Source organism: Streptomyces sp. Ncost-T10-10d, from assembly GCF_900091955.1.
GTDB lineage: Bacteria > Actinomycetota > Actinomycetes > Streptomycetales > Streptomycetaceae > Streptomyces.
On sequence record NZ_FMDF01000119.1, the window covers coordinates 24796 to 51654 of the forward strand.

Below are 26859 nucleotides of genomic sequence, written 5' to 3' on the forward strand. Positions count from 1 at the left end.
GGCCGGCGCGGTCGTCGTGCGGGGTACGGAGCAGGGCCCGGCGAGGTTCGTGCGACGTTCGCAGGGCCCGGACTACGGCGGTGGGCCTCAGCGCTTGATGAGCGCGGCGGCCTCCTCGCCGGCCTGCTTCATCGCGTCCTTCGGCTTCGACTTGCCGACGAGAACGGCCTGCACCTGCTTGGCGACGGCCTCCTCGATCTGGGCATTCTGCGCGAACTGCCAGAACGGGCTGCCGGTAGCCGTCTTGGTGATCTTCTCGGTCCACTCCGTGGTGAAGGTGTCCTTGGCGACCTCCGGGGCGGCCAGACCCGCGGTGGTGGACGGCGGCAGTGCGCGCGCGGCGAAGTACTCGGAGGTGGTGGCCTGGTCGGTGGTGGTGTGCAGCGCGAACTCGGTCGCCGCGTCCTGCCCCTTGCCCTTCACGATCGCGATCACGCCGCCCCACAGCAGCGCCTGCGGCGTGTCCCCGGCCTTGAGCACCGGACGCTCCATCGGCTGCATGGCGTCGGCCAGCGTCTTGTCCTTGGACTGGGCGGAGGTCACGCCCTTGCCGATGATCGCGTCGTCGTAGAAGGCGGCCTTGCCCTGCCCGAACAGGGCGCGCGCGTCGAAGCGGTCCACGTCGGCGGCGATCAGCTTCTCGTCGTGCAGCTTCTTGTACCAGGTGACCGCGTCGATCGAGGCGTCGTCGCCTATCGTGACCTTCCCACCGTCGAGCAGCTTGCAGCCGAAGGTCTGCATCCACGGGAAGATATCCTTGAGCTGCGCGACCTTGGTGGCAGCGGCATACGGCACGACACCGCCGCCGAGCCCCTTCAGCTCCCGTAGTGCGGCCTCGAACTCCTCAACGGTGGTGGGGTGCTTCTTGATCCCGGCCTTCTCCAGGAGCTGGGAGTTGGCGATCACACCGATCGATCCGGTGTTCCACGGCAGCCCGTACTGTTTGCCGTCGTACTTGCCGCTGTTCAGCGCCACGTCGGTGTAGCCGCCCTTGCCGGCCACCGATCCGAGGTCGGCCAGCTTGCCCATCTGCGCCATCGCGGCGAGCCAGGCGATGTCGAGGTGCACCGCACCCGTCGTCTCCCCGCCGCCCAGCTTGAGGGTGAGCTGGCTCAGGTACTCGTTGTACGGGTACGAGACCGCGCGGATCGTGGACTTCTCGGCCTTCTCCCATGCCGCGATGATCTTCTCGATCGAGGGCTTGGCGGCCTCCTCGTTGAGCGACCAGGAGGTGAAGTCGAAGTTCTTGGACTTCGGGTCGCCGCCGTTGGAGGTGCTGCCGGCGCCGGACGGTGCACAGGCGCCGAGCACACCGGCGCCGGCCACACCGAGCGCGGCGATGCCGAACATGCGCAGCGCGCCGCGCCGACTGATGCCAGAGGTGGTCATGATCTCTCCATGGGGGAGTAAGGGGGAGGGTAGGTACGTGAGGGCGCGGGCTGATCCCGCGGGTTCAGCTCTTGACCGAACCGGCGGTCATGCCGCCGACGAGGTAGCGCTGCAGGAACATGAAAGCGACGACCACAGGGATGGACACGATGAGCGAGGCCGCCATCAACTGGGGCCATGCGGTCTGGAATTCGCCGATGTAGGTGGAGACGAGGCCGGGAGGCAGGGTCTGCTTCTCCTTGTCGGCCAGGGTCAGCGCGAAGATGAAGTCGTTCCAGCCGCGTACGAAGGCGAAGAGCCCGGCGGCGATCATCCCCGGCGCGGCCAGCGGCGCCACGATGGAGTGCAGCGTCCGCCACCGGGACGCGCCGTCGATGGACGCCGCCTCCAGCAGGGCGTCCGGGATGGTGTCGAAGATGCCCTTCAGCATCCAGACGCACAGCGGCATGGTGAACGTGGTGAAGGAGAGCACCAGGGCGGTGTACGTGTTGAGCATGCCGAAGCTGGAGAAGACGGTGTACAGCGTCACCAGCAGGAGCGCCTGGGGGAACATCTGGGAGGCCAGCACCAGGTGCATCAGCGACCGGCGCCCGCGGTAGCGGAACTTGGAGAACGAGTAGCCCATGTACGTGGCGACGACCACGCTCAGCACGGCGGTGATCGAGGCCACGATGAGCGAGTTGATCATGTACTTGATCAGCTGGTCGTTCTCGGCGAGGGCCGTGAAGTTGCTGAGGGTGAGATCGGTGGGTATCAGCTTCGGCGGGAACTGGAAGGTCGACTCGGGGGTGCTCAGCGCGGTGGCGAGCAGCCAGTAGACCGGCAGCAGACCGAAGGCGCCGATGACGACGACCGCACTCCAGGCGGCGATCCGCGAGCGCAGCAGGTCCTTGCGTATACGGCGCCGAGCGCCGCGCCCGGCTCGCGTGGCGGACGGCCGCGGCCGGTCGACGGCGGACAGCGCGGTGGAGGTGGTGGAGGTCATCAGGCGTCGCCCTTCCGCTCGGTGATCCTGAGGTAGACGGCGACGAGGAGGAGCAGGAGCAGCATCCACAGTCCGCCCAGCGCGGTGGCCCGGCCGATGTCGAAGCCCTTGAAGGCGGTCTGGTACACGGCGGTCGCGAACGTCTCGGTGGTGCCGGCCGGTCCGCCGCCGGTGAGGACGTAGATGGTGTCGAAGTGCTGGAAGTTCCAGATGAACTCCAGCAGGAGCACGATCGAGGCGACACCGCGGACCTGCGGCCAGGTGACGGCGAAGAAGCGCCGGATCGAGCCCGCCCCGTCCATCGAGGCCGCCTCGTGCAGCTCCCTGGGCACGGTCTGCAGACCGGCCAGGAGCATCACCATCATCCAGGGGAAGCTGGCCCAGGTCTTGGTGACGATGACGGCGAGCATCGCGGTGCCGGGCCGGCCGAGCCAGGCGACGGACTCGTCGATGATTCCGGTCTTCATGAGGACGCCGTTGAGAACCCCGTAGTTTGCGTTGAAGATCCACATCCAGAGGAAGGAGACCACCACGCCCGGGATCACCCAGGGGAACAGGAACAGGCCGCGCAGGACGCCGCTGCCCTTGAGGCCGGTGTTCAGCGCGAGCGCGAGCGCGAAGCCGAGCGCGAAGGGGACGAGCGTCGCGCCGACGGTGAAGATCAGCGTCTGCTCGAGGATCGTGAGGAAGTCGCCGTCCAGCCAGTATGTGAAGTTGTCCAGGCCGACGAACTCCCGGCCCGGCAGCCGCAGATCCTGCTTGAAGAAGCCGGTGAACAGCGCCGACAGCAGCGGGTAGAAGATGATCGCCGCGAACAGGGCGAGTCCCGGTGCGGTCAGCAGCAGGGCGAACGCACCGTTGGAGAGCCGTCCGCCGGTCCGCTGACGGGGCGGGGGCGCCTTCTGGGGAGGTGCGGCCGTACTCATGGGTGTGTCCTCTCAAACGGGGCGGGAGCGCCGGGGCCCTGTGTGAACGCCATCCATGCTCCATTGAATGCAAGTTGCAGCATGCGGGATCGTTCTCCATATCGTGCGATGGCGTCAACCCTTTTGGTCGGCGAATCGCCGGTTCTGTGCAGGACCGGCGAACTCGCCCCACCTGCTCTGAACTTGAACTTCGGCTTGCGACAGCCAGGTCGGTGGCCGTATCCGGAACTTACAATGAATCCCACGGACTGAACAGTGGTTGCACAATATGGATGTGATGTACGTTCAAGGTCGCTCCGCTGCCGGGGAGTATCCGAGCTTCACACCAAGGAGGCCGCACCGTGCGGGAAGAAGAGGTCCATTACGACATCGCCGTGATCGGCGGCGGATTGGCGGGGACCTGCGCGGCCATCGCCGCGGCCCGGCTCGGCCGACGCGTCGCCCTGGTCAACAACCGGCCCGTCCTGGGCGGCAACGCCAGCAGCGAGATCCGCGTCTGGGTCTGCGGCGCCACCGCACACGGCGTGCACCGCTGGGCCCGCGAGACCGGAATCATGGGCGAGCTGTACACCGAGAACCAGTACCGCAACCCCGAGGGCAACCCCTACTACTGGGACCAGGTTGTCCTCGACGCCGTCCGTGCCGAACCGAACATCGACCTCTACCTCAACACCGACGTACGCGAGGTCGACGCGAGCGGCCCCGACGACAGCCGCGAGGTGCACTCCTGCACCGGCTGGATGATGGGCTCGGAGCGCCGCATCACCTTCCACGCGCGCCAGTTCCTCGACTGCACCGGTGACGGCCTGCTCGGCCACCTCGCCGGCGCCCGCTACCGCATAGGCCGCGAGGCACAGACCGAGTTCGACGAGCCCTGGGCGCCGGCCGAGGCGGACCAGGCGCTGCTCGGCTCGACGATCCTCTTCCACACCAGGGACACAGGCCGGCCGGCGAAGTTCGTACCGCCCGCCTACGCCAAGGACCTGTCGACCACGCCCATCCTGCGCAACCGCATCCTGCGCACCGGGGACAACGGCTGCGACTACTGGTGGATCGAGTGGGGCGGCGAACTCGACACCGTCCACGACAACGAGCGCATCCGCGACGAGCTCCAGGCCGTGATCATGGGCGTCTGGGACCACATCAAGAACTCCGGCCGGTTCCCCGACGCGGCGAACCTCACCCTGGAATGGGTCGGCAGTCTCCCCGGCAAGCGCGAGTACCGCCGCTTCCTCGGCGACTACGTCCTCACTCAGCAGGACATCCTTCAGCAGCGCCAGTTCGCCGACCGGATCGCCTTCGGCGGCTGGTCCGTCGACCTCCACCCCGTACAGGGCATGTACGCCGACGAGCCCGGCGCCCGCCAGCGATACGCGGACGGCATCTTCCACATCCCGCTGCGCTCCCTGTACTCGGCGAACGTCACGAACCTGCACTTCGCCGGGCGCAACATCTCCGCCACCCACATCGCCTTCGGGGCCACCCGCGTCATGGCCACGTGCGCGACACTCGGCGAGGCCGCGGGCACCGCCGCGGCCCTGTGCGTCGCCGAGGGCCTCACGCCGCGCGAACTCGCCACCAAACGACCGGAACTGGTACGCCACACCCTGCTGCGCCAGGACGCCTCCGTGATCGGCCTCGCCGACGACGACCCCGACAACCTGGCGCGCACTGCCCGCGTCACCGCCTCCTCCCGCCTGACCCGTCTGGCTGCCGAACCCACACCGACCGCGCCCGGCACCCCGTACCCCCTCACCCGCGACCTGGCCCTCCTGCTTCCGGTCGACCCCGCACTCGACACGGTGGACCTCCTCGTCCACGGCGCCCCGAACGGCCAGTCCCGCGAACTCACCGTGGAACTGTGGAGCACGGGCCACCCCGAAAACGCGGTCCCCGCCGGCCACCTCCTCACGACCACTGTCACCGTCCCGTCCGACGGCCCCCACTGGGTCACGGCCCGCCTCGACCACCACCCCGACACCCCTCAGAACGCGATCCTCATCGTCCGATCCTGCGCGGACACGGCCCTGGTCCTCCTCCCCGAACGCACCGACGGTGTCCTCGCCCTGCGCAGGAAGGCCGAGGGAGACGCGGCCGTCGACCACGACATCCCGGAAGAAGACGGACAACTGGTCCTGGAATGGCAGGCCCGCGGCCTGCGCCGCCAGACCTTCGCCTTTCGGGCGGCCCCCGACACCACGGCATTCCGCCCCGAACGGGCCGTAGGCGGATACCAACGTCCCTACGGCGGCCCGCACATGTGGTCCTCCGCACCGGAGGACGCCGCTGAGTGGCTCCGTCTCGACTGGCCCAACGAGCAAGAACTCGCCGAAACGCGCCTGGTGTTCGACGACGACGTCGACGAATACCTCAACAACCTGCACCGTCACCGCACCCCGTACGAGGTCATGCCGGAACTCGTACGCGACTATCGCATCCAGAGCCGCGACGCTGCCGGTACCTGGCACACACTCCTGACGGTGACGGACAACCGACGCCGCCACCGTGTACACGAACTGAAGGCCGCGGACGGCAGCCCCGTACGCACCGACGCACTACGGCTCGTGGTCGACGCGACGCACGGGGCACGGCACGCGCACGTGATCGCCTTCAAGGCGTACGGCGCATAGCCACATGACGAAGGGGTCCGGTGGAGGCTGATCAGCCTTCATCGGACCCCTTCGCCATGTACGTCAGAGCGCGCCAAGTGCCTGACTGATGGCGTCGGCGGCCTCGATGACCTCGCGTACGAGGGCGAGGCGCTGCCCCTCGGTATCGGAGCGGTCCCCGAGCAGCGAGGTCGGGCCCCACAGGGAGATGGCGGCGACGACGTCCCCCGAAGCGTCACGGACCGGCGCGGCCAGGGACGCGCGGCCCAGGGCGCGCTCCTCGGCTTCGACGGCGTAACCGGTACGCCGGACGGTGTCGATCTCGGTGTCGAGGAGGTCGTGACTGGTGGTCGTGTACTCGGTGTGCGCGTCGAGTGGCTCTGCCAGCAGTTTGCGACGCTCTTTGGGGGCGAGTCCGGTGAGCAGACACTTGCCGATGCTCGTGGCATGCAGCGGGGCGGTGTGTCCGGCCTGCGTATAGGACTTGGGGGCGCGCGGGCCCTCGAAATTGCACAGGAACATCAGCTCGGTACCGCGGCGTACGGCCACGTTGGCCCCGAGCCCGGTGCGGGTGGCGAGGTCCTGGAGCACCATGCGGGCGGCCCGGTGCACGGGGTGGCGGTTGGTGGCGGTGGCGGCGAGGGGGAGGAGGCCGAGGCTGAGCCGGTAGAGGTTGCTGACCGGATCGCGTTCGACCATGTCGAGGCGTTCCAGGGTGGACAGCAGGCGAGAGGTGGTCGACGAGCCCAGTCCGGTGAGCTCGGCGACATCGGAGACACGGAGTTCGGCCCGACCGGAGTCGAGTGCGCGCAGCACCGAGACCGCTCGTTCGACGCTCTGGTTCGTCCCGACATCAGTCGCCCGCGTAGCCATGACCCTCCTCGTTTTGCAAATCGCTTGCACAATCTGCATCAGCATATCGCGCATGATCGACGCCCGTACCTGAAATCAGCGACAGTGGCAGTTCCGCGATGTCACTCGGGCCGGACGCGGGTGACGTCGCGGACTGCCGGTATTCACCGGGCAGTCTGAGCTGCCCCGAGTTTCGTAGCCTTGAAGGAACCGTTGAGCGCCTCGGCCTGGTGAACCCAGCCGCGCGGGGCCTCCTTGTGGATGCCCAGGTCCTTCGCGACACGGGCGACCGGACGGCCGGAGACGTACCGCGTCCGCGCGGGAGGCGGTGAAGCGGTAGGGCGCGATGCCACCACTCAGTCCGCCCCCGACAGAAAGCGTCGCTGGACCTCTTCCAGGGCCGCCGTTTCGGCCCGCTCGTCCGGGTGGTCGAAGTGCCCCGCCCGCAGAACGAAGAGTTCGCGCGGCCCGGCCAGTGCGTTGTGCACCGCGAACTGCCCCGGTGGGGGTACCGCCGGATCGAACAGGGCGGCACCCACATGCACTGGGATGTGAAGGTGCCGGGCCGCTGTCGCGGCGTCGAAGTACGCCAGGACGTCCAGCACCGAGGGATCCTCGGCGAGCCGCGTACGCACCGACTCTCCGCTGCCCGTGCACGGCAGTGTCACCCGGAGCGGATGGTTTCCGAAGGTCGGCACCGTAAGGCCGGCGGCATGGAAACGGTCGTCCCAGGGGAGCGCCAACGCCCCGATGCCGCCGCCGAAACTCGTGCCCAGGTACGTCAGCCGCCCGGCAGCCTCCGGCACCAGCCGCAGCAGTGCGGTGGCCGCACACCAGACATCCGCCACGCACCCGCCGATGAGGTACGACTCCCGGGCGCCGATGCCGTGCAGAACGTGCCCCGCCGAGTCCGAGGGAACGCCGGGCAGCAGGCTCCGCGTTCCGAGCCCGCGCAGGCAGGGCCAGATGGTCGCAGTCCCGGGCGGGGGTTGCCAGGGGGCCGGGGCCGCCCGGCCTCCGTATCCGTGTGTCGCCACACAGCCCTGCGTAACGCGGCCATCGGCAGGGACGGTCAGCCACCCCCCGATACGGACGCCGTCGGCGGATGTGTACGAGACATCGGCGACCCGCACGCCATCCACCGTGGCCCAAGGTCCCTCGATCCGAGGCGCCGGGTCGACGTGTAGCGCGCTCGCGTAGCGCTCCTGCCAGAAGTCGGCGAAGCCGTCCGGGCCTGGCGGAGCCCCCATCGCAAGGAGGCGCGGCAGGTCGTAGCCGTAGGTGGGGTCGAATGGCAAATCATGCTGAAGCGAGCTGAGTTCACTGCCGTCTGACGTGAGCGGATGGGTGGGCAAGATCTCTCCTTGTTCGGTGTGCGAAGTGACCAGCACGCCCGTCCGGAACAGCTCTCGACACGACGTACCCTGTCCTGCCGGCGCTGAGCCCGGGTACGGGCTTGACCTGCCGACTCAACGGTCACGTCCCGCTGGGCGGTGTAGTCACGGCAGCTGTTTCGATCAGGACGGCGGCGAGTCGGTCCAGAGGCGGCGGGGTTGGGGAAGACCTGGACGACGTTGGTCCGTCGTCTGATCTCCCGGTTCAGGCGCTCCAGTGGATTCGTCGACCAGATCTTCTTCCAGTGCGCGGGAGGGAAGTACGCGAACGCTGTGATGTCTCCGGCTGCCTCCAGCAGCATGGCCTTGACCGAGGGGAAAACTGCCGTGCGAGCATGTCGACCACCACGTTCAGCTGATTGCGGACGGCCTGGGCGAAGATCGTGCGGATCGTCGCGGCCACCAGGCCGCTGTGCGAGTCGCAGATCACCAGCTGGACGCGGTCCAGGCCGCGGGCCCGCAGACGGCGCTGGAACTCGGTGCAAAACGGCTTCGACTCGCTGTCGCCGACCATCAGCCCGAGGACCTCGCGGTGCCCGCTGGCGGAATCCCCGTCGCGATCATCATCGCCTGCGAGACAATACGGTGATTCACCTGCGCCTTGCAACAGGTTGCGGCTAACTTGATCTTCAACCTGTGCGGCGCGGACGCGGGGTTGTTGACTTCTTCGTCCGTCGTTGTGCGGGGCCCGGTTGGCCGACGGCGTGCACGTCGTAGCGCGGTGTGGGCCAGGTGTTCTTGCGACCGGATGGCCGTCCTGGGCCGGGGCGGGAGAATTTCGGTGCTCTGGCAGGACAGGCCGCCTTCGGGCGGAGGTGCCGGAAATCGTGGCGGGCTCGGGTGGGAGTGAGCTTGTCGGGCGGGCCTGGGCGTGGCGCTGGAGAACGGCCTGAGCGTCGAAGAGCTCTCCGAGGCCATCACCCACCTGGCCTTCTACGCCGGCTGGCCCAACGCCATGACTGCGATGAACCATCTCAAGAAGCTCACCGAAGAGCGCGACGCCTGGCACCCGCACACCACTGCCCCGTAGCCGCACAGCAAGGAACACCTTCCGTGGAAATCGTCACGCAGACCCCGACCGCCAAGGCCCCCGCCGAGCGCTTCATCGGCGATGTGTACCTCAACATGATCGAGACCCCCGCTGAGCCGGCCCGGTTGGCGACCGCCTTGGTCCGCTTCACCCCCGGTGCCCGCACCAACTGGCACTCTCATGCCAACGGCCAGACCCTCTACATCACCGACGGTGTCGGCCTCGTCGGTACCCGTGACGGTGACGTCGTACGCGTCAGCGCCGGCCAGACCGTCAAGTGCCCGCCCGGTGAGGAGCACTGGCACGGCGGCACCGACACCACCCTCATGACGCACATCGCCATGGTCGTCGGCGATGCCGACGGCGACGGCACCACCTGGCTGGAACCGGTGACCGACGAGCAGTACGCCAAAGCGCTCGCCACCGTCACCCGCTGAGAGCCAATGCGAGAGAATGGTCCGGATCACGATCGATGCTGTTCCCCGGGCCGGGTCCTTGCTTGAATGGACCTTCGCCCCTGCGCTGCTTGGTGGTCGACTTCGATGAACGCCACTCCTGGTTGGCTGCCGCCCGGCGCCATAAAGCGGTCGAAGCCGGACGCGACCATGTCGTGGCACGCCTGAAGAATGTACCGAGTTGGCGGGCCGCAGCGTGAGGGCTTGTGGTGCGTTGTTACGCCCAGGCCGGACTTCTGTACCGGCGTGGGGAACGCTGACGCCCAGCCCGTCGGCATGGACACCCATGCCGCCCTGGAGGGGCCCATGCTTCCGACGGCATCTGTATCCGGTCACGGATAGCGAGACAGGCCGCACGGGATGGTGACCACTGTCCTTGAGCTTCGAGGTCCCACCTGGCACAGGTCGTAACGACCGCTCAGGGACGTCCAGTCGATCCAGGGCAAGCGCGTCATGCCAGTTCAAGGCCTCCCGGTCCGGGGGAGTCCGCACAGTTGGTGAGACCTGCGTGAGAGCGCGCAAGACGACGAAGCCCTGCCGGATTGCTCCGGCGGGGCTCTTCGGCATCTGACGGGACAACGGACTCATGCGCGCGTCCGCGGCCTGCATCTACTCCCCGGGAAGCGCCATGTCTGGCTCCACGAAGCCGTACTTGGGGGCGGGCTGCCGTTTCCCGCCCTGCGGCGGCGGGTGAATGCGAACTCGGCAGTGATCGGTACGTAGGAAAATCGGTCCAATAGAACGTTCGGTGAGTGTGCGCACAACAATCAATGTTGCTCGGGAAGATCAAGAGCACTCACATGAGTGAAACCGGTCGAAACGATTTGGCCTCGATGCACATGGCTCCACTACGGTGGCGGAAGAGCGGGTACTGGACCCCATCGACGAGGAATTCGATCCAGCAGGGAAAGCGAATTCTGGAAATGGGTGCTTCCGCCCGCGCATCTGTGCACTGTTTCGGGTGCGCAGTGCCCGAGGTCCCTGTCATACGTATGCGTAGCGAAGATGGAGCATCATGCCGCCCGTAGTACCGCCCTTCCTGTTCGGCCTCATCGCCGCTCCACTGGCCAGGCGTCTCCTCAAGCCGCTGATGCGCGGCGTCGTCAAGGCATCCGTCGGTCTCGCCGTTGAGGTGAAGAAGGCGACCCTTGAGGCCGGAGAGAACATCCACGACCTTGCGGCCGAGGTGGCCGCCGAGATGGTGGCGGCGCAGATCGCGGCCGGTGACGTCGAAGCCCGTTCGGGGGACGGTCAGCAGGCATCCGAGAGCAGCGCCCCGGAGGGTGCGAAGGACGAGGCCGCCGCCAAGGCTGAGGGCGAGGCGAGGGCTCCGAAGATCCGCGCGAGCGTCGGCGCCGGCAAGCCCCGCTGACGGTTTGTCCGGCGGCCCGGCCGCCACCCGGGCTCGGAGAAATATGCCCGAGTGACGGTCCGCCGAGGATCTGTCGGCCGCATCGATTTCCCCAGATATTCCGCTCTTTCGCATTGATCCGTCGTGCTGGTGACGATTTTTGCGACCTTCACAAACAGGTGATCGTACACATGCCATCTCTGCTGGGTGCCGCAGCCGGATATCGCTCCGTGGATTTGGACGTGCGGCCGCGTTCGGTCATTCCGGGCCGTCAGCGCTGGGACGTCAAGCCGGTTCTCGGACGGCCTCAGGCGGCAGAAGTCCTCGCCGCGACCCTGCGACGCCTTCCCGGCATCACCGAGGCGCAGGCCAGTCCAATCACCGGCGGGGTCCTGGTCCGGCACGACGCGCGGGTGAAAGCCGCGGACGTTGGCCGGCTCGTCCGCAGAGCCGTCACCCTGGTCGTGGAGGGCTCGGCCGGAGCGGGGCGTCCGGCCCCAGCACGGCCCGCCGCCGAGCCCGCCCCGCGCGCGGATCGCGGCGTTGTGCGCCCCGTGCTCGCCGTCGGGGTGGGGTGGCGGCCGGCATCGCCCTGATCCGCGGGTCGGCGCTCAGCAAACAGCTGGTGGCGCTGGGCGGAGTGGCGGCGGCGACCGCGGCCGTTGTCCGGACGGCCTGGCGCAGAACGGTCGACGTGACCCGGGACCTGCCCGGAACAGGAGCTGAACGACACCCCCTGCTGGAGATTGTCGAGCCGCACCGCCGGCATCTCTACCGCGCCTCCGCACTGTCGGTCGCCTGTCAGGTCTCGGAGATGGCGCTCGGTACCTTCCTCGGCTGGACCGCTCTGGTCCTCATCAAGGGCGAGGCCGCGCCGCTCGTCCGCTTCGGCCTGACGACCGCGTCCGCGCAACTATGGGGTTTGGCAGGGCTGGTGGCAGCAGCCTGTGCCGCCGTGGCAGCCCTCTCGTACTCCTCGAACCTCCAGTGGCGCCAGCTCGGCCAGGACATCGAGCACGACTGGCGCAACCGGACGTACGCCCATGTGCAGCACCTCGAACTGCGGCACCTGGAGGGCGAACGGACCACCCGGATCGCCGGCGCGCTCACGGACGACGTCCGCCAGCTGGGCACCTTCTTCGCCACCTCGGCCAACGACCTGCTGCAACTGGCCACCAGCCTGGTCCTCCTGGTGCCGCTGTTCCTGCTGCTGGCACCGCAGATCGCCTGGATCGCGTTCCTGCCCATCCCGGTCATCGCCTGGCTGTCGGTCCGCTACCAGGACAAAGTCGCGGCCGACTACGCCGTCTCCGGCGAGCACCGCGCCAGGCTGCACAGCCAGTTGGTGAACACGCTGGAGGCCGGCGCCACCGTCAAGAGCTTCTGCACCGAGGACTACGAGGCCGAGCGCATCGACCGGCTGAGCGGGGAGGCTCAGGAGAGCAACCAGCAGACCGACCGGAGCACGATCCGCCACGCCGAGATCGTCCGGGTCTGCACGACCAGCTCGATGGCCGGCACCCTGCTGATCGGCGGCCGGTCGGTGCTCAACGGCAGCCTGTCGTTCGAGGTGTTCAGTCCACTGATCGGGCTGCCCCAGATGGTGCTGCTGCGGATGAACCGGCTCGGTGGCATCGTCGACCAGTACCAGCGCACGATCACCGCCTACGACCGGGTCCAGCGGCTGCGGGCCCTGCCCGCCGAGACCGACGGCACCGGCGAACCGCTCGACGTCGAGAAGGTGCACGGAGAGATCGTCCTCGACAACGTGACCTTCGCCTACCCCGGTCGGCCGCCGGCGCTGGAGGACCTCTCGCTGACCATCCCCGCCGGGCAGGTCACCGCCCTTGTCGGGGCCACCGGCTCGGGCAAGACGACGATCGCCAAGCTGCTGATGCGATTCCAGGACGCGGAGTTCGGCAGCGTGCTGCTCGACGGGCGGGACGTGCGCGACTTGCCGCGGCACGATCTGCGCCACGCGATCGGGTTCGTCGCCCAGGACCCCTTCCTCTTCGACGGCACCATCGCCGACAACATCCGCTACGGCAGCTTCGGCGCCTCCGACGAGGCCGTGGTCGAGGCGGCCATGATGGCCGAGTCACACACCTTCATCGCGACGCTGCCGGACGGCTACGACACGGTGATCGGCGAACGCGGAGCCGCCCTCTCGGGCGGGCAGCGGCAGCGGATCGCGCTGGCGCGCGCGATCCTCAAGGACGCGCCGGTCGTTGTCCTCGACGAAGCCACTTCAGCCGTCGACAACGAGACCGAGGCCGCCATCCAGCGCACGCTCCGCGTCTTCGCGGCCGACCGGACCATGGTGATCATCGCCCATCGGCTCTCCACGGTCCGCCACGCCAACCGGATCTACGTCATGGACAAGGGCGGAGTCGTGGCCGAGCAGGGCACCCACGACGAACTCCTCGCCCAGCACGGACTCTACGCATCCCTCTGGCAGCTCCAGGCCGGCGAACTCGCCGCCTGACCGCAACTGCCGCGCCATCCGACCGCCGACCGCGTGACGTCACCGCGGTCGGCGCGTCTCGGCGCGCCCTGCGCACACGCCTGCCCACACTCCTGGAGGTACCCCCATGTCCCGTCGCGATGGCGACTCCTTTCCCCTGACGGCGGCCCAGCGTGAGATCTGGCTCGCCGAGCAGCGCGCGCGGACAGCGCCCGACGCCTACCGCATCGGCGAATACTTGGAGGTCCACGGCCCGGTTGACGCCGAGCTCGTCGAGACCGCGCTGCGTCGGGTCGTCGACGAGATCGATGCGCTGCACGTGACCTTCGTCCACGACGGGCAGGAGCCACGCCAGGTCGTCCGTGCGGCATGGGACTGGGAACCGACCCGGCTCGACCTGAGCTCGGAGCGCGAACCCCGGGCGGCGGCCCTGGCATGGATGGCCCGGGACCGGATGCGTCCGCTGGATCTCACCCGCGATCCGCTCTTCAGCTTCGCACTGATCAGCCTCTCGCCGGTGCACCACCTCCTGTACCAGAACCACCACCACCTGGTGATGGACGGGTTCGGCCTCTCCCTCGTCCGGCGGCGGGTCACGCGGATGTACACGGCGCTGGCCTCGGGCGGCCCGGTTCCGCCGTCGCCGCTCCGTTCGCTGGACGACCTGCTCCGCAGTGAGGCCGACTACCATGCCTCGGAGCAGTGCGCCTCCGATCGGTCGTACTGGACGGAGCGGCTCGCCGGCCTGCCAGAACCCACTCGGCTCACCGGACGGGCTTCGCGTAGCGGGAGCGGCCTGCGTTCCGCGGTGGAACCGGCGGTGCTCCGCGTGGACGCGCTGCGAGCGGGGGGAGCGCAGACCGAGGTTCACTGGTCCCGCCCGCTGATCGCGGCGGCGGCTCTCTACGCGCACCGGCTCACCGGGGACCGGGACGTTCTGATCGGCCTTCCCGTCACCGGGCGCGAGGGGGCCGAACGCGCCCTGCTGTCCGCGCCCGGCACGATGGCGAACGTGGTGCCCCTGCGCCTGCCGATGCGGCCGGACACGCGGTGGCACGACCTCGTTGCCGAGGTGGCACGGGAGGCCGACGCGGCCCTCGCGCACCAGCGCTACCGCAGCGAGGACCTGTTCCGGGACCTCGGCGTTCCCGGCGCCCCCGGGGCGGCGTTCCCACTCGTCGTCAACATCTTGGTCTTCGACTCCGCGCCGAGCTTCGCCGGGCACCCCGCCACGCTGCGCTACCTGCTCCCGGAACCGACCACCGGGCTGGCCCTCTGGATCACGGGCCGACGGGGAGACAACGAACTCCAGGTCGAACTCAAGGGCGCGCCCCAGAGCTGGGGCGATGACGAACTCACCGTCCACCAACAGCGTCTGATCGCGCTGCTCGACACCGTCGCGCACTGCGACCCGCAGGAGCCGGTCGGCCGGATCGGCCTGCTCGCCGCGGGCGAGGAGCGTGAGCTGCTGGCGCTGGGTACCGGTCCGGCGGTCCAGGTCCGCGCCGAGAGTCTGCCGGAGGTGTTCCGGGCGCAGGTGCGGGCGACGCCGGAGGCGGTCGCGGTGGTGGGGCCGGACGCGTCGCTTACGTATGCGGAGCTGGACGCGCGGGCGAACCGGCTGGCGCATGCCCTGATCGCCTGCGGGGCTGGGCCGGAGCGGCTGGTCGCGGTGGCGCTGCCGCGCTCGGCGGAACTGGTGGTGGCCATCCTTGCGGTGCTCAAGGCCGGAGCCGCCTGTGTTCCGGTCGATCCGGAGTACCCCGCCGCCCGGATCGGGTACATGCTCGACGACGCTCGGCCGGTCCTGGTGGTGACCGACTCCCGCACCCGCGACCGGTTGCCCGAGGCCGGTTCCGCGGAGCGGCTGGTGGTCGACGCCCCGGAGACCGCGGCCATGGTGGCGGGTTGCCCGGCAGCGGATCCTGAGGTGGCCGTGGAACCGGAGCATCCGGCCTACATCATCTACACCTCCGGTTCCACCGGGCGGCCCAAGGGCGTGGTGCCGACGTACGGCGGCCTGCTCAACCTGTTCGCCGACCAGCAGCGGGCACTGTACCCACCCCTGCTCGTGGAACGGCGCCGGCTCCGCGTGGCCCTCACCACATCGGTTTCGTTCGACGCGTCCTGGAACCAGTTGCTCAGCCTGTTCGCGGGCCACGAGCTGCACGTCCTGGATCAGGCGACCTGGACCGACCCGGACGCCTTCGTCGACTACGTCGGGCGCTGCCGCCTCGACTTCGTCGAGGCCACCCCGTCGTACCTCCAAGTTCTGGTCGCACAGGGGATGTTGGACGATCCGCAGCGTCCCGTGATGGTCGCAGCAGGCGGGGAGGCCGTCCCGGATCAGCTGTGGGAGCGGCTGCGCGCGGCCGACGGGGTGTCCTGCGTGAACCTCTACGGGCCGTCCGAGTGCACGGTGAACTCGGTCGTCGCGCTGCTGGAGTCGAGCCGGCGCCCGGTGATCGGCCGGCCGGTCGGCAACACCCGGCTCCATGTGCTGGACGGCGCGCTGCGGCCGATGCCCACGGGCGAGGCGGGTGAGCTGTACATCGCCGGCGCAGGCCTGGCACGGGGCTACCTGAACCGGCCGGGTCTGACCGCCGAGCGTTTCGTGGCCGACCCGTTCGGGCCGGCCGGCTCGCGGATGTACCGCACCGGCGACCTGGTGCGGTGGGGCTCGGACGGGAACCTGGAGTTCCTCGGCCGTACCGACGACCAGGTCAAGGTCCGGGGATTCCGGATCGAACTCGGCGAGATCGAGGCCGTGCTTGTCGAGCACCCGCAGGTCGCCCAGGCTGCCGTTGTGGTGCGTGCCGAAGAGGACACCCGGCTGGTCGCCTACTTCGTTCCGGCACCCGGCACCACGGTGGCCGTGCCCGCGCTGCGCGAGCACCTGCGCGAGCAGCTGCCGGAGTACATGGTGCCCACCGCGTTCATGATGCTGGACGCACTGCCGCTGACGCCGAACCGGAAGCTCGACCGACGGGCCCTTCCGGCCCCCGAGCAAGCCTCGGCCGCCCCGGGCCGCGCACCACGCACCGCGACCGAACATCTACTGGCCGGGCTGTTCGCCGAGGTGCTCGGGGTGGCCGTGGCCGGGCCGGACGACAGCTTCTTCGACCTCGGCGGGCATTCGCTGCTGGCCACCCGGCTGGTCGCCAGGGCGCGGTCGGTGCTGGGCGTGGAGCTGAGGTTGAGTGACCTGTTCGACGCACCGACGGTGGCGGAACTGGCGGCGGCGGTGGACGGCGCGGGCCGGGCGCGGCCGGCGCCGGGGCGGCGCGAGCGGCCCGAGGCGATCCCGCTGTCCTTCGCGCAACGCCGGTTGTGGTTCCTGCACCGCATGGAGGGCCCGAGCGCCACATACAACATCCCGCTGGCGCTGCGGCTGTCCGGTGACCTGGACCAGCGGGCCCTGGAAGCCGCTCTGGCGGACGTGGTCGAGCGGCACGAGAGCCTGCGCACCGCCTTCCCCGTGGTCGACGGGGTGCCGTGCCAGTGCGTGATGGACCTCGAGGCGGCACGGCCGCGACTGAGGGTGACCGAGGTCGGCGAGGGCGACCTGCCGGATCGGCTGGTGGCGGCGGCCCGGCACGGCTTCGAGCTCTCCGAGGGGCCGCCGCTGCACGCCGAACTGTTCCAACTGGGAACCGACGAGCACGTGCTGCTGCTGGTGGTGCATCACATCGCGGGTGACGGCTGGTCGATGGGACCACTCTCACGGGACCTGGCGACCGCCTACGCAGCCCGGTCCGAGGGGGCGAAGCCGGAGTGGTCTCCGCTGCCGGTCCAGTACGCCGACTACGCCCTCTGGCAGCGGGAGCTGCTCGGGGAAGGCGCTGACCCGGACAGCCTGGTGAGCAGTCAACTGGTCTACTGGCGGAAGCAATTGGCGGACATGCCCGAGCAGGTCGAGCTGCCTTTCGACCGGCCCAGGCCGACGGCGATGTCCCACCGGGGCGCCCATCTGCTGGTGCGGATCGACGCCGAACTGCACCAGGGCCTGCGCGCGCTCGCCCGTGACGGCGGGGCCAGCCTCTTCATGGTGCTCCAGGCCGGGCTGGCCGCCCTGCTGGGCAAGCTCGGCGCGGGCACCGACGTCCCGATCGGCACGCCGATCGCCGGACGCACCGACGAGGCCGTGGACGACCTGGTCGGCTTCTTCGTCAACACTCTGGTGCTGCGTACCGACCTCTCAGGCGACCCGTCGTTCACCGAACTGCTGGGCCGGGTGCGCGCCGACGCGCTGGCCGCGTACGCGCACCAGGACGTGCCGTTCGAGCACCTCGTAGAGGCCTTGAACCCGACCCGGTCGCTGGCACACCACCCCCTGTTCCAGACCATGCTCGCGTTGCAGAACGCTCCGCTCGGCACATTCGACCTGCCGCGGCTGCGGGTGGAAGCAGACCTGGTGCACACCGGGACGGCCAAGTGCGACCTGACCTTCATGCTGGCCGAAAAGCCCGACGAGGACGGGCTGTCGGGCCTGGTGGAGTACAGCACCGACCTGTTCGACGCAGCCACCGTGGAGGGGATCGTCGATCGGTGGCTGCGGCTGCTCCGCGCCGTGGTGGCCGCCCCCGGTCGGCCGATCGGCCAAGTGGACGTGCTGTCCGCCGACGAGCTCCGCGCGCTGCTGCCGGCCGTCGTCGACCCGAGCGGAGAGTTGCCGGAGAGCGGCATCACCACGCTCTTCGAGCAGCAGGTACGGGCGAACCCGGCGGCGGTCGCAGTGGTGAGCGGCGAAGTCACCCTGACATATGGCGAGTTGAACGCCCGAGCCAACCGGCTTGCACACGCCTTGATCGCCCGGGGCGTGGGACCGGAGCAGCTGGTGGCGCTGGCCCTGCCGCGCTCGGCCGAGCTGGTAGTGGCGGTCCTTGCGGTCCTCAAGGCGGGAGCCGCCTACGTTCCGGTGGACCCGCAGTACCCGGCCGCCCGGATCGCCTACCTGCTTCAGGACGCCCGGCCGTCGTTGCTCGTGACGACGGGTGGGATCGGTGAACTGCCGGGCGCAGAACCGGTGGAACGGCTCCTGCTGGACGCCGCCGACCTGGACGGACTGCCGGACACCGACCCGGAGATCCCGCTCGATCCAGGCCACCCCGCCTACGTCATCTACACCTCCGGGTCCACCGGCAACCCCAAGGGCGTCGTGGTCCCGCACCGGAACGTGGTGCGGCTGTTCGGCACCACCCAGGAGCTGTTCGACTTCTCCGCCAAGGACGTCTGGACCCTCTTCCACTCCTACGCCTTCGACTTCTCGGTGTGGGAGCTGTGGGGCCCGCTGCTGTACGGCGGCCGTCTGGTGGTCGTGGACCACGAGACCAGCCGCTCGCCCCACCGGTTCCTGGAGCTCCTCGCACGTGAGCGGGTGACGGTGCTCAACCAGACGCCGTCCGCCTTCTACCAGCTGATGCAAGCGGACGAGGAGGCACCGGAGACCGGCCGTTCGCTCGCCCTGCGCACCGTGGTGTTCGGTGGCGAGGCGCTGGAGCACACCCGGCTGACGAGCTGGTACGAGCGACACCCGGACGACGCGCCGCTGCTGGTCAACATGTACGGCATCACCGAGACCACCGTGCACGTGACCTACGCCGCGCTCGACCGGTCCGGCGTCACCGGCCAGGTCGGCGCGGCCATTCCGGACCTGCGTACGTACGTGTTGGACGCCCACCTGCGGCCGGTGCCCCCGGGCGTGCCCGGCGAGCTGTACGTCGCGGGCGCCGGGCTGGCCCGGGGATACCTGAACCGGCCCGGTCTGACCGCCGGGCGCTTCGTGGCCGACCCGTTCGGGCCGGCCGGTGGGCGCATGTACCGCAGCGGCGACGTCGTGCGCCGGTGTGCGGACGGCAGCCTGCGGTTCGTGGGCCGGGCCGACGACCAGGTGAAGGTCCGCGGCTTCCGGATCGAACTCGGCGAGATCGAGGCGGCGCTCGCCGCGCACTCCGGAGTCACCCAGGCCACCGTCCTGGCGCGGCAGGACCGGGCCGACGACACCCGGCTGGTCGCGTACCTGGTGGCCGCCCCGGGTGCCGCCCCGCGCTCGGCCGAACTGCGCGAGCACCTGTGGGAGCGGCTGCCGGAGTACATGGTGCCGGCCGCGTTCGTCACCCTGGAAAGCCTGCCGCTGACCGCCAATGGCAAGCTGGACCGACGTGCGCTGCCCGCGCCCGACCTCGCTCCGACGAACACCGGCCGCGCGCCGCGTACGCCGCAGGAGCAGATCCTGTGCGAGCTGTTCGCCGAGGTCCTCGGGGTGGCCGAGGCCGGTGTCGAGGACAGCTTCTTCGATCTGGGTGGGCACTCGCTGCTGGCGACCCGCCTGACCGCCCGGGTCCGCGCGACCCTGGGAGTGGAGTTGGAGCTGCGCACCCTGTTCGAGACCCCGACCCCGGCCGGCGTGGCCTCCGCGCTGGCGGGTGCCCGCCAGGCGCAGCCGGCCCTGGTGCCCCACCCGCGTCCCGAACGGATCCCGCTGTCGTTCGCGCAGCGGCGGCTCTGGTTCCTGCACCAGCTGGAGGGTGCCGACGCGAACTACCACATCTCCCTGGCATGGCGGCTGTCCGGGAATCTGGACCGGCGGGCCCTGACAGCCGCCCTGGCGGACGTGGCGGCCCGGCACGAGAGCCTGCGCACCGTCTTCCCGGCGGTGGACGGCGTGCCGTACCAGCAGGTGCTGGACGTCGCGGCGGGCTGCCCGCGGCTGGATGTGAGCCGGACCACCGAGGCCGGGCTGCCGGACGTGCTGGCGACCGCGAACGCCCGACCGTTCGACCTGGCGGTCGATCTGCCGCTGCGCGTCGGTCTGTTCGAGCTCGCGCCGGACGAGCACGTGCTCCAGGTGGTGCTCCACCACATCGCGGGTGACGGCTGGTCGCTGGGCCCGTTCGCACAGGACCTGACCGCCGCCTACGCGGCGCGCTGCCGCGGCGAGGAGCCACAGTGGGCGGAGCTGCCGGTCCAGTACGCCGACTACACCCTGTGGCAGCACGAGCTGCTCGGCGACGCAGCCGACCGGGAAAGCCTGTTCGCCCGCCAGACGGCCTACTGGACCAGGCAGTTGGCCGACCTGCCGGAGCAGCTCCGGCTGCCCGGCGACCGGCCCCGCCCGGCGGTCGCCTCGCACCGGGGCGGCCTCGTGCACGCCGGGCTGGACGCGGAACTGCACCGTGGCCTGCGCGAGCTCGCCCGTGTGCACGGGACCAGTTTGTTCATGGTGCTTCAAGCCGGGCTGGCGGCGCTGCTGAGCAAGCTCGGCGCGGGCGACGACATCCCGGTCGGCAGCCCGGTCGCCGGCCGGACCGACCAGGCACTCGACGAGCTGGTCGGCTACTTCGTCGACACCCTGGTGTTCCGTACGGACACCTCGGGCGATCCGACGTTCGCCGAGCTGCTGGGCCGGGTGCGGGACACCGCGCTGGCCGGGTACGCCAACCAGGACCTGCCGTTCGAGTACCTCGTAGAGGCCCTCAATCCGGTGCGGTCGCTGGCGCATCACCCGCTGTTCCAGGTCATGCTGGTGCTGCAGAACGCGCCCCGGGCCGACTTCGCCCCGCCCGGGCTGCGCGTCGACGAGGTGGAGCTGACCACGACCACGTCCAAGTTCGACCTGGTCTTCTCGCTGTCCGAGCGACACGCCGGAGACGGCTCCCCGGACGGGATCGACGCGTTCGTCCAGTTCGCGAGCGATCTGTACGATCCGACCACCGTCGATACGATGGTCGCGCGCTGGAAGCGGCTGCTGAGGGCGGCCGTCGCCGCCCCGCAGCAGCGGCTCAGCCGCGTCGATCTGCTGTCCGTCGAGGAGCGCTGCGAGCTGCTGCCCGCCGTGGAGGGCGAGGCGGTCGCCGCGAGCCTGCCGGAGATGTTCGCGGCGCAGGTGGCGGCGACGCCCGAGGGCGTTGCTCTGGCCTCCACTGGCACGGAGTTGACGTACAGTCAGCTGAATGCGTGGGCGAACCGGTTCGCGCATGCGCTGATCGCGCGGGGTGTGGGTGCGGAGCAGATCGTGGCGGTGGCATTGCCGCGGTCGGTGGAGTTCGTGGTGGCCGTCTTGGGCGTCCTGAAGACGGGAGCCGCCTATCTGCCGGTGGATCCGGCGTATCCGGAGTCGCGGATCGCGTTCATGCTGGAGGATGCACGGCCGACCGTGGTGGTCGACGACCCGGCGACGGTGGCCGACGTGTCCGAGTGGCCTGATACCGATCCTGCCGTGGTGGTGGACGCCCGGCACTCGGCGTACGTGATCTATACGTCCGGCTCGACCGGACGGCCCAAGGGCGTGGTGGTGAGCCACGCGGGCCTGCGGGGAATGGTGGCCGAGCAGGTCGAACGGCTCGGCATCGACGCGGCCAGCCGGGTGCTCCAGTTCTCGTCGCCCAGCTTCGACGTCTCGCTGTGGGACCTGTGCGGCGCCCTGCTCACCGGTGCCGCCCTTGTGCCGGCACCCGCGACCGAGCCGGTCTCCGCGCTGACCGACCCGAGCCTTGCTCTCACCCATGCGACGGTGCCGCCGTCCGTGCTGGCGGCGCTGTCGCCGGACGCGGTGGCAGTGCCGACGTTGGCGGTTGCAGGTGAGGCGTGCCCGCCGGAGCTGGTCGTGCGATGGGCGCCAGGGCGGCAGATGGTCAACGCGTACGGTCCGACCGAGACGACGGTCATCGCGACGATGAGCGAGCCGCTGTCGCCGGGGTCGGGCGTGCCGCCGATCGGCCGTGCCGTCGCCGGGTTCCGGGCGTATGTGCTGGACCAGCGGCTGGGCCTGGTGCCACCGGAGGTGACCGGGGAGCTGTACGTGGCCGGCCCGGGGCTCGCGCGCGGCTACCTGAACCGGCCCGGGCTCTCCGCGGGGCGGTTCGTTGCCTGCCCGTTCGGCACGGCAGGTGAACGCATGTACCGCACCGGCGACCTGGTGCGCCGACGCGCTGACGGCCAGTTGGAGTACCTCGGCCGCGCCGACGACCAGGTGAAGGTGCGCGGCTTCCGGATCGAACTCGGCGAGATCGAGACAGCGCTGGCTGAACACCCGCAGGTCGGCCAGGTTGCGGTGATCGCCCGGAAGGACCAGGCGGAGGACACCCGCCTGGTCGCCTACCTGGTGCCCGCCACCGGCGCTGAGCTTCGGCCGGGGGAACTGCGCACTCACCTCCGCGAGTGGCTGCCGGACTACATGCTGCCTGCCGCATTCGTCGCCCTCGACGCCCTGCCGTTGACCGCCAACGGCAAGCTCGACCGGCGTGCCCTCCCCGAGCCGGAGTTCACCGGATCGCGGGTCGACAGGGCGCCGCACACTCCGCAGGAGCAGGTGCTGGCCGAGCTGTTCGCCGAGGTCCTGGGCCTGGCGCAGGTCGGCGTCGACGACAACTTCTTCGACCTGGGGGGACACTCCTTGCTGGCCACCCGACTGGTGGCCCGGGTCCGGGCGGCCCTGGGCGTCGAGCTGGCGCTGCACACCCTGTTCCGAACCCCGACGGTGGCCGGGCTGGCCGCCGTTCTGGGTGGCGCCGACCGAGCCAGGCCCGCCCTGGACCGGGCGGAGCGGCCCGAGCGGGTACCGCTGTCGTCCGCGCAGCGGCGGCTCTGGTTCCTGCACCAGCTGGAGGGCGCCGGACCGATCTACAACATGCCGCTGGCATGGCGGCTCACCGGACCGCTGGACCGGGCGGCTCTGGAGAAGGCGCTCGCCGACGTCGTCGACCGGCACGAGAGCCTGCGCACGATCTTCCCGGCGGCGGACGGCGTGCCGTTCCAGCAGGTGCTGGGCCCCGGGGCGGTGCGGCCGAAGCTGCGGGTCACCCCGGTCGGCGAGACGGACCTGCCGGAGCTGCTGGCGGCAGCCGCGGCGCGCGGATTCGACCTCGCCACCGAACCACCGCTGCGCGCCGAGCTGTTCGCGGCGGCACCGGAGGAACATGTGCTGCTGGTGGTGGTGCATCACATCGCCGGTGATGGCTGGTCGCTGGGCCCCTTGTCGACCGACCTGGCGACCGCTTACGCGGCGCGCTGCCGGGGCGAGGAACCGCAGTGGGCGCCGCTGCCCGTCCAGTACGCCGACTACACCCTGTGGCAGCAACAACTGCTCGGTGACGCGGCCGACCAGGAAAGCCTGTTTGCCCGCCAGGCGGCCTACTGGACGCGGCAGTTGGCCGATCTGCCGGAGCAGATCCGGCTTCCCGCCGACCGCCACCGCCCCTCAGCTCCCTCCTATTGCGGTGGCCACCTCGCGTTCGAGCTGGACGCCGAGCTGCACGCCGGGCTGGTCCGCCTGGGCCGGGAGCACGGGGCCAGCGCCTACATGGTGTTGCAGGCCGCGCTGGCGGCGCTGCTGGACAAGCTCGGCGCGGGAACGGACATCCCGGTCGGCAGCCTGATCGCCGGCCGGACCGACCAGGCCCTGGACGACCTCGTCGGGTTCTTCGTCAACACCCTGGTTCTGCGGACCGACACCTCGGGCGACCCGACCTTCGCCGAGCTGCTGGGCCGGGTCCGGGAGAACGCGCTGGCCGCCTACGCGCACCAGGACCTGCCGTTCGAGCACCTCGTCGAGGCCCTCAACCCGGCCCGGTCGCTCGCCCGCCAGCCCCTGTTCCAGGTCATGCTGGCGCTGCAGAACGTGCCCCGCACCGAGTTCGCCCTGCCCGGCCTGAGCGCCGAGACCGTACTGGTGCGGACGCCCACGGCGATGTTCGACCTCGCCATCCACCTGCTGGAGCGCGGCGGCACCGGCGGGTCGGCCGAGGGCATCATCGGTCGGGTCGAGTACAGCACCGACCTGTTCGACCACGCCACGGTGGAGGCGCTGGTCGCCCGGTGGCTGCGTCTGCTGGCGTCGGTGGTCGCCGAGCCGGACCGGCCGCTGAGCCGGATCGATGTCCTTGCCGCCGAGGAACGGTACGAGCTGCTGGTCGTGCGAAACGACACCGCGTGCCCGACTCCCGTCGCCGGCCTGCCGTCCCTGTTCGAGGCCTGGGTCCGGGCGACCCCGCAGGCCCCGGCGGTGGTGTTCGAGGACACCGCGCTGACTTACCACGAACTGAACCGCAGAGCCAACCGTCTGGCGCACTCGCTGATCGCGCGCGGGGCGGGACCGGAGCAGGTCGTCGCCCTGCGACTGCCGCGCTCCCCCGAGCTGGTGGTCGCCGTCCTCGCGGTCCTCAAGACGGGCGCGGCGTACCTGCCGATCGATCCGGACTACCCGGCCGCCCGCATCGCGTACATGCTGGAGGACGCGCGACCGGCTGTGGTGCTCGACGACCTCGCGGCCGTCACACCGGCCGAGGAGCAGCCGGGGCACGATCCGGCCGTCGCCGTGGACCCGCGGCACCCGGCCTACGTCATCTACACCTCGGGCTCCACCGGCAGGCCCAAGGCCGTGGTGATGCCCGCCGCCGGGCTGCTGAACCTGCTGGCGTGGCACCACGGGGCCATCGGTGGTGAACCTGGCACGCGTACCGCGCAGTTCACCGCGATCAGCTTCGACGTCTCGGTGCAGGAGACGCTCTCCGCGCTGCTGTACGGCAAGACCCTCGTGGTGCCGACCGAGGAGCAGCGCCGCAGTGCCGAGTTGTTCGCCCACTGGCTGGACCGGCACAGGGTAGAGGAGCTGTTCGCGCCCAATCTGGTGGTCGAGGCGCTGGCGGAAGCTGCCGAGGAGGCCGGGCTGGTACTGCCGAACCTGCGGCTGATCGCGCAGGCCGGCGAGGCGATGCGGCTGGGCGGTGCCGTACGCCGCTTCCAGACCCGGTGGCCTGGCCGGGCGCTGCACAACCACTACGGCCCCGCCGAAACCCACGTGATCACCGCCTACTCGCTGCCGGCCGACCCCGCCGACTGCCCGCTGCCGGTGCCGATCGGCCGACCGATCGCCAACTGCCGGGTGTACGTGCTGGATTCGGCCTTGCGTCCGGTCGCCCCCGGTGTGACGGGCGAGCTGTATCTCGCCGGGGCAGGACTCGCCCGCGGCTACCTGAACCGGCCCGGACTCACCGCCACGCGATTCGTCGCCAACCCGTACGGTCCGGCCGGCGCGCTGATGTACCGCACCGGTGACCTGGTCCGCTGGCGCACCGACGGCGAGCTGGAGTTCGCGGGCCGGGTGGACCACCAGGTGAAGGTCCGCGGGTTCCGGGTCGAGCCGGGTGAGATCGAGGCCGAGCTGGCCGCGCACCCAGGTGTCTCCCAGGTTGCGGTGCTCACCCGGGCGGACCGGCCGGGCGAGACCCGGATCGTCGCGTACGTGGTGCCCACGGCCGAGACCGGGGCGACGGCTGCGGCGCTGGCGACGTATCTGCGCGACCGCGTGCCGGACTACCTGGTGCCGTCGGCGTTCGTGTTGCTGGATGTGCTGCCGCTGACGGTGAACGGGAAGCTGGACCGTGCAGCGCTGCCTGCGCCCGAACCGGGGACGGTTGGGAGCAGCCGCGCGCCGCGCACGCCGCAGGAGCAGATCTTGTGCGAGTTGTTCGCCGAGGTGCTGGGCGCGTCGCGGGTCGGGGTCGACGACGACTTCTTCGACCTGGGCGGGCACTCCCTGCTCGCCACCCGGCTGGTCTCGCGGGTCCGGGCGACCCTCGGTGTCGAGCTGGAGCTGCGCAGTCTGTTCCGGACGCCGACGCCCGCCGGGCTCGCGGCCGGGCTGCCCGACGCCGGCACCGCGCGGCAGGCCCTGGTTCCCCAGGCTCGCCGCGAGCCCATGCCGCTGTCGTTCGCGCAGCGCCGGCTCTGGTTCCTCCAGCAGTTCGGGGCGCCGAGCGCCACCTATCACATGCCGCTCGCCCTGCGGCTGTCCGGCGATCTCGACCGGGCCGCGCTGAACGCTGCGTTCGCCGACGTGGTGGCCCGGCACGAGACCCTGCGCACGGTCTTCCCGCACACTGCCGGCGTTCCGCACCAGCGGGTGCTGGACGCCGCCGAGGCCGCCGTCCCGCTGGCCGTGCGCGCGGTCGCCGAGGCGGAGGTTCCGGCCCTGCTGCGCGAGGCGGCGGTGCGGGCATTCGACCTGACGTCGGAACTGCCGCTGCGGGCCGAGCTGTTCGCGGTCGCACCGAAGGAACACGTCCTGCTGGTGGTGATGCACCACATCGCGGGTGACGGCTGGTCCATGGGCCCGCTGGCCCGCGACCTTGCCGCGGCCTACGCCGCCCGGCGGGACGGTGGGGCGCCCGAATGGCCTGCGCTGCCGGTGACGTACGGCGACTACACCCTGTGGCAGCACGAGATCCTCGGCGACGAGCACGACACGGACAGTGTGTTCGCGCGCCAGGTCGCCCACTGGACCGAGGCGCTGGCCGGGCTGCCCGATCAGCTGCACCTGCCGGTCGACCGGCCGCGTCCGGCCGCCATGTCGTACTGCGGCGACCTGCTCGACGTCCGGATCGACGCCGAACTGCATGCGGCTTT

General features: G+C 70.3%; 11 protein-coding genes and 3 pseudogenes. 7 read left to right on the top strand and 7 right to left on the bottom strand.

Annotated elements, in window-relative coordinates; genetic code table 11:
• Nucleotides 1-87 precede the first annotated feature (87 nt).
• The 3 genes from GA0115254_RS19310 to GA0115254_RS19320 all read right to left on the bottom strand — a co-directional run bounded on the left by GA0115254_RS19310 (nt 88) and on the right by GA0115254_RS19320 (nt 3300).
• Nucleotides 88-1389 carry a sugar ABC transporter substrate-binding protein gene (locus GA0115254_RS19310; RefSeq protein WP_093896540.1) on the bottom strand — a complete coding sequence of 434 codons (1302 nt, stop codon included), beginning with the start codon at nt 1387-1389 and terminating at the stop codon, nt 88-90.
• Between the two features lie 64 nt (nt 1390-1453).
• Nucleotides 1454-2374, bottom strand: a complete 921-nt coding sequence (locus tag GA0115254_RS19315) for a carbohydrate ABC transporter permease (RefSeq protein ID WP_093896541.1) — start codon at nt 2372-2374, stop codon at nt 1454-1456.
• Nucleotides 2374-3300 (bottom strand): carbohydrate ABC transporter permease, encoded by a 927-nt coding sequence (locus GA0115254_RS19320; RefSeq protein WP_093896542.1) that lies wholly within the window; start codon nt 3298-3300, stop codon nt 2374-2376. The genes GA0115254_RS19315 and GA0115254_RS19320 overlap by 1 nt, the downstream gene beginning before the upstream one ends.
• Before the next feature lie 341 nt (nt 3301-3641).
• Here GA0115254_RS19320 and GA0115254_RS19325 point away from each other — a divergent pair, with 341 nt between their 5' ends.
• Entirely contained in the window at nt 3642-5930 is a 2289-nt protein-coding gene (locus tag GA0115254_RS19325) for an FAD-dependent oxidoreductase (RefSeq protein WP_093896543.1), read from the top strand.
• A gap of 63 nt (nt 5931-5993) precedes the next feature.
• Here GA0115254_RS19325 and GA0115254_RS19330 read toward each other — a convergent pair whose 3' ends face one another.
• The 4 genes and pseudogenes from GA0115254_RS19330 to GA0115254_RS47225 all read right to left on the bottom strand — a co-directional run.
• Nucleotides 5994-6782: an IclR family transcriptional regulator gene (locus tag GA0115254_RS19330; protein WP_093896544.1), complete on the bottom strand. Its 789-nt coding sequence runs from the start codon at nt 6780-6782 to the stop codon at nt 5994-5996.
• Between the two features lie 335 nt (nt 6783-7117).
• A complete protein-coding gene (locus tag GA0115254_RS19335) occupies nt 7118-8116 on the bottom strand; it encodes an acetylxylan esterase (RefSeq protein WP_093896545.1) in 999 nt (332 codons plus the stop codon).
• Between the two features lie 188 nt (nt 8117-8304).
• A pseudogene (locus tag GA0115254_RS19340) lies at nt 8305-8776 on the bottom strand (transposase); the annotation flags it as partial.
• 8 nt (nt 8777-8784) lie between these two features.
• Nucleotides 8785-9027 (bottom strand): annotated as a pseudogene (locus GA0115254_RS47225) (transposase); the annotation flags it as partial.
• Here GA0115254_RS47225 and GA0115254_RS19350 point away from each other — a divergent pair.
• From GA0115254_RS19350 to GA0115254_RS19370, 6 genes and pseudogenes are all read left to right on the top strand, one after another.
• A pseudogene (locus tag GA0115254_RS19350) lies at nt 9021-9185 on the top strand (carboxymuconolactone decarboxylase family protein); the annotation flags it as partial. The pseudogenes GA0115254_RS47225 and GA0115254_RS19350 sit on opposite strands and share 7 nt — an antisense overlap.
• 23 nt (nt 9186-9208) lie before the next feature.
• Complete coding sequence (locus GA0115254_RS19355; protein ID WP_093896547.1) at nt 9209-9622, top strand: (R)-mandelonitrile lyase; 414 nt, start codon at nt 9209-9211, stop codon at nt 9620-9622.
• 1033 nt (nt 9623-10655) lie between these two features.
• On the top strand, nt 10656-11012 hold the full coding sequence (locus GA0115254_RS19360; RefSeq protein ID WP_093896548.1) for a DUF5132 domain-containing protein: 357 nt from the start codon (nt 10656-10658) through the stop codon (nt 11010-11012).
• 170 nt (nt 11013-11182) lie between these two features.
• On the top strand, nt 11183-11587 hold the full coding sequence (locus GA0115254_RS46230; RefSeq protein WP_256102675.1) for a hypothetical protein: 405 nt from the start codon (nt 11183-11185) through the stop codon (nt 11585-11587).
• Nucleotides 11566-13476: an ABC transporter ATP-binding protein gene (locus GA0115254_RS19365; RefSeq protein ID WP_256102676.1), complete on the top strand. Its 1911-nt coding sequence runs from the start codon at nt 11566-11568 to the stop codon at nt 13474-13476. The genes GA0115254_RS46230 and GA0115254_RS19365 overlap by 22 nt, the downstream gene beginning before the upstream one ends.
• A gap of 106 nt (nt 13477-13582) precedes the next feature.
• Nucleotides 13583-26859, top strand: a 13277-nt coding sequence (locus tag GA0115254_RS19370; RefSeq protein WP_141720862.1) for a non-ribosomal peptide synthetase, incomplete at its 3' end; no start/stop codon positions are given.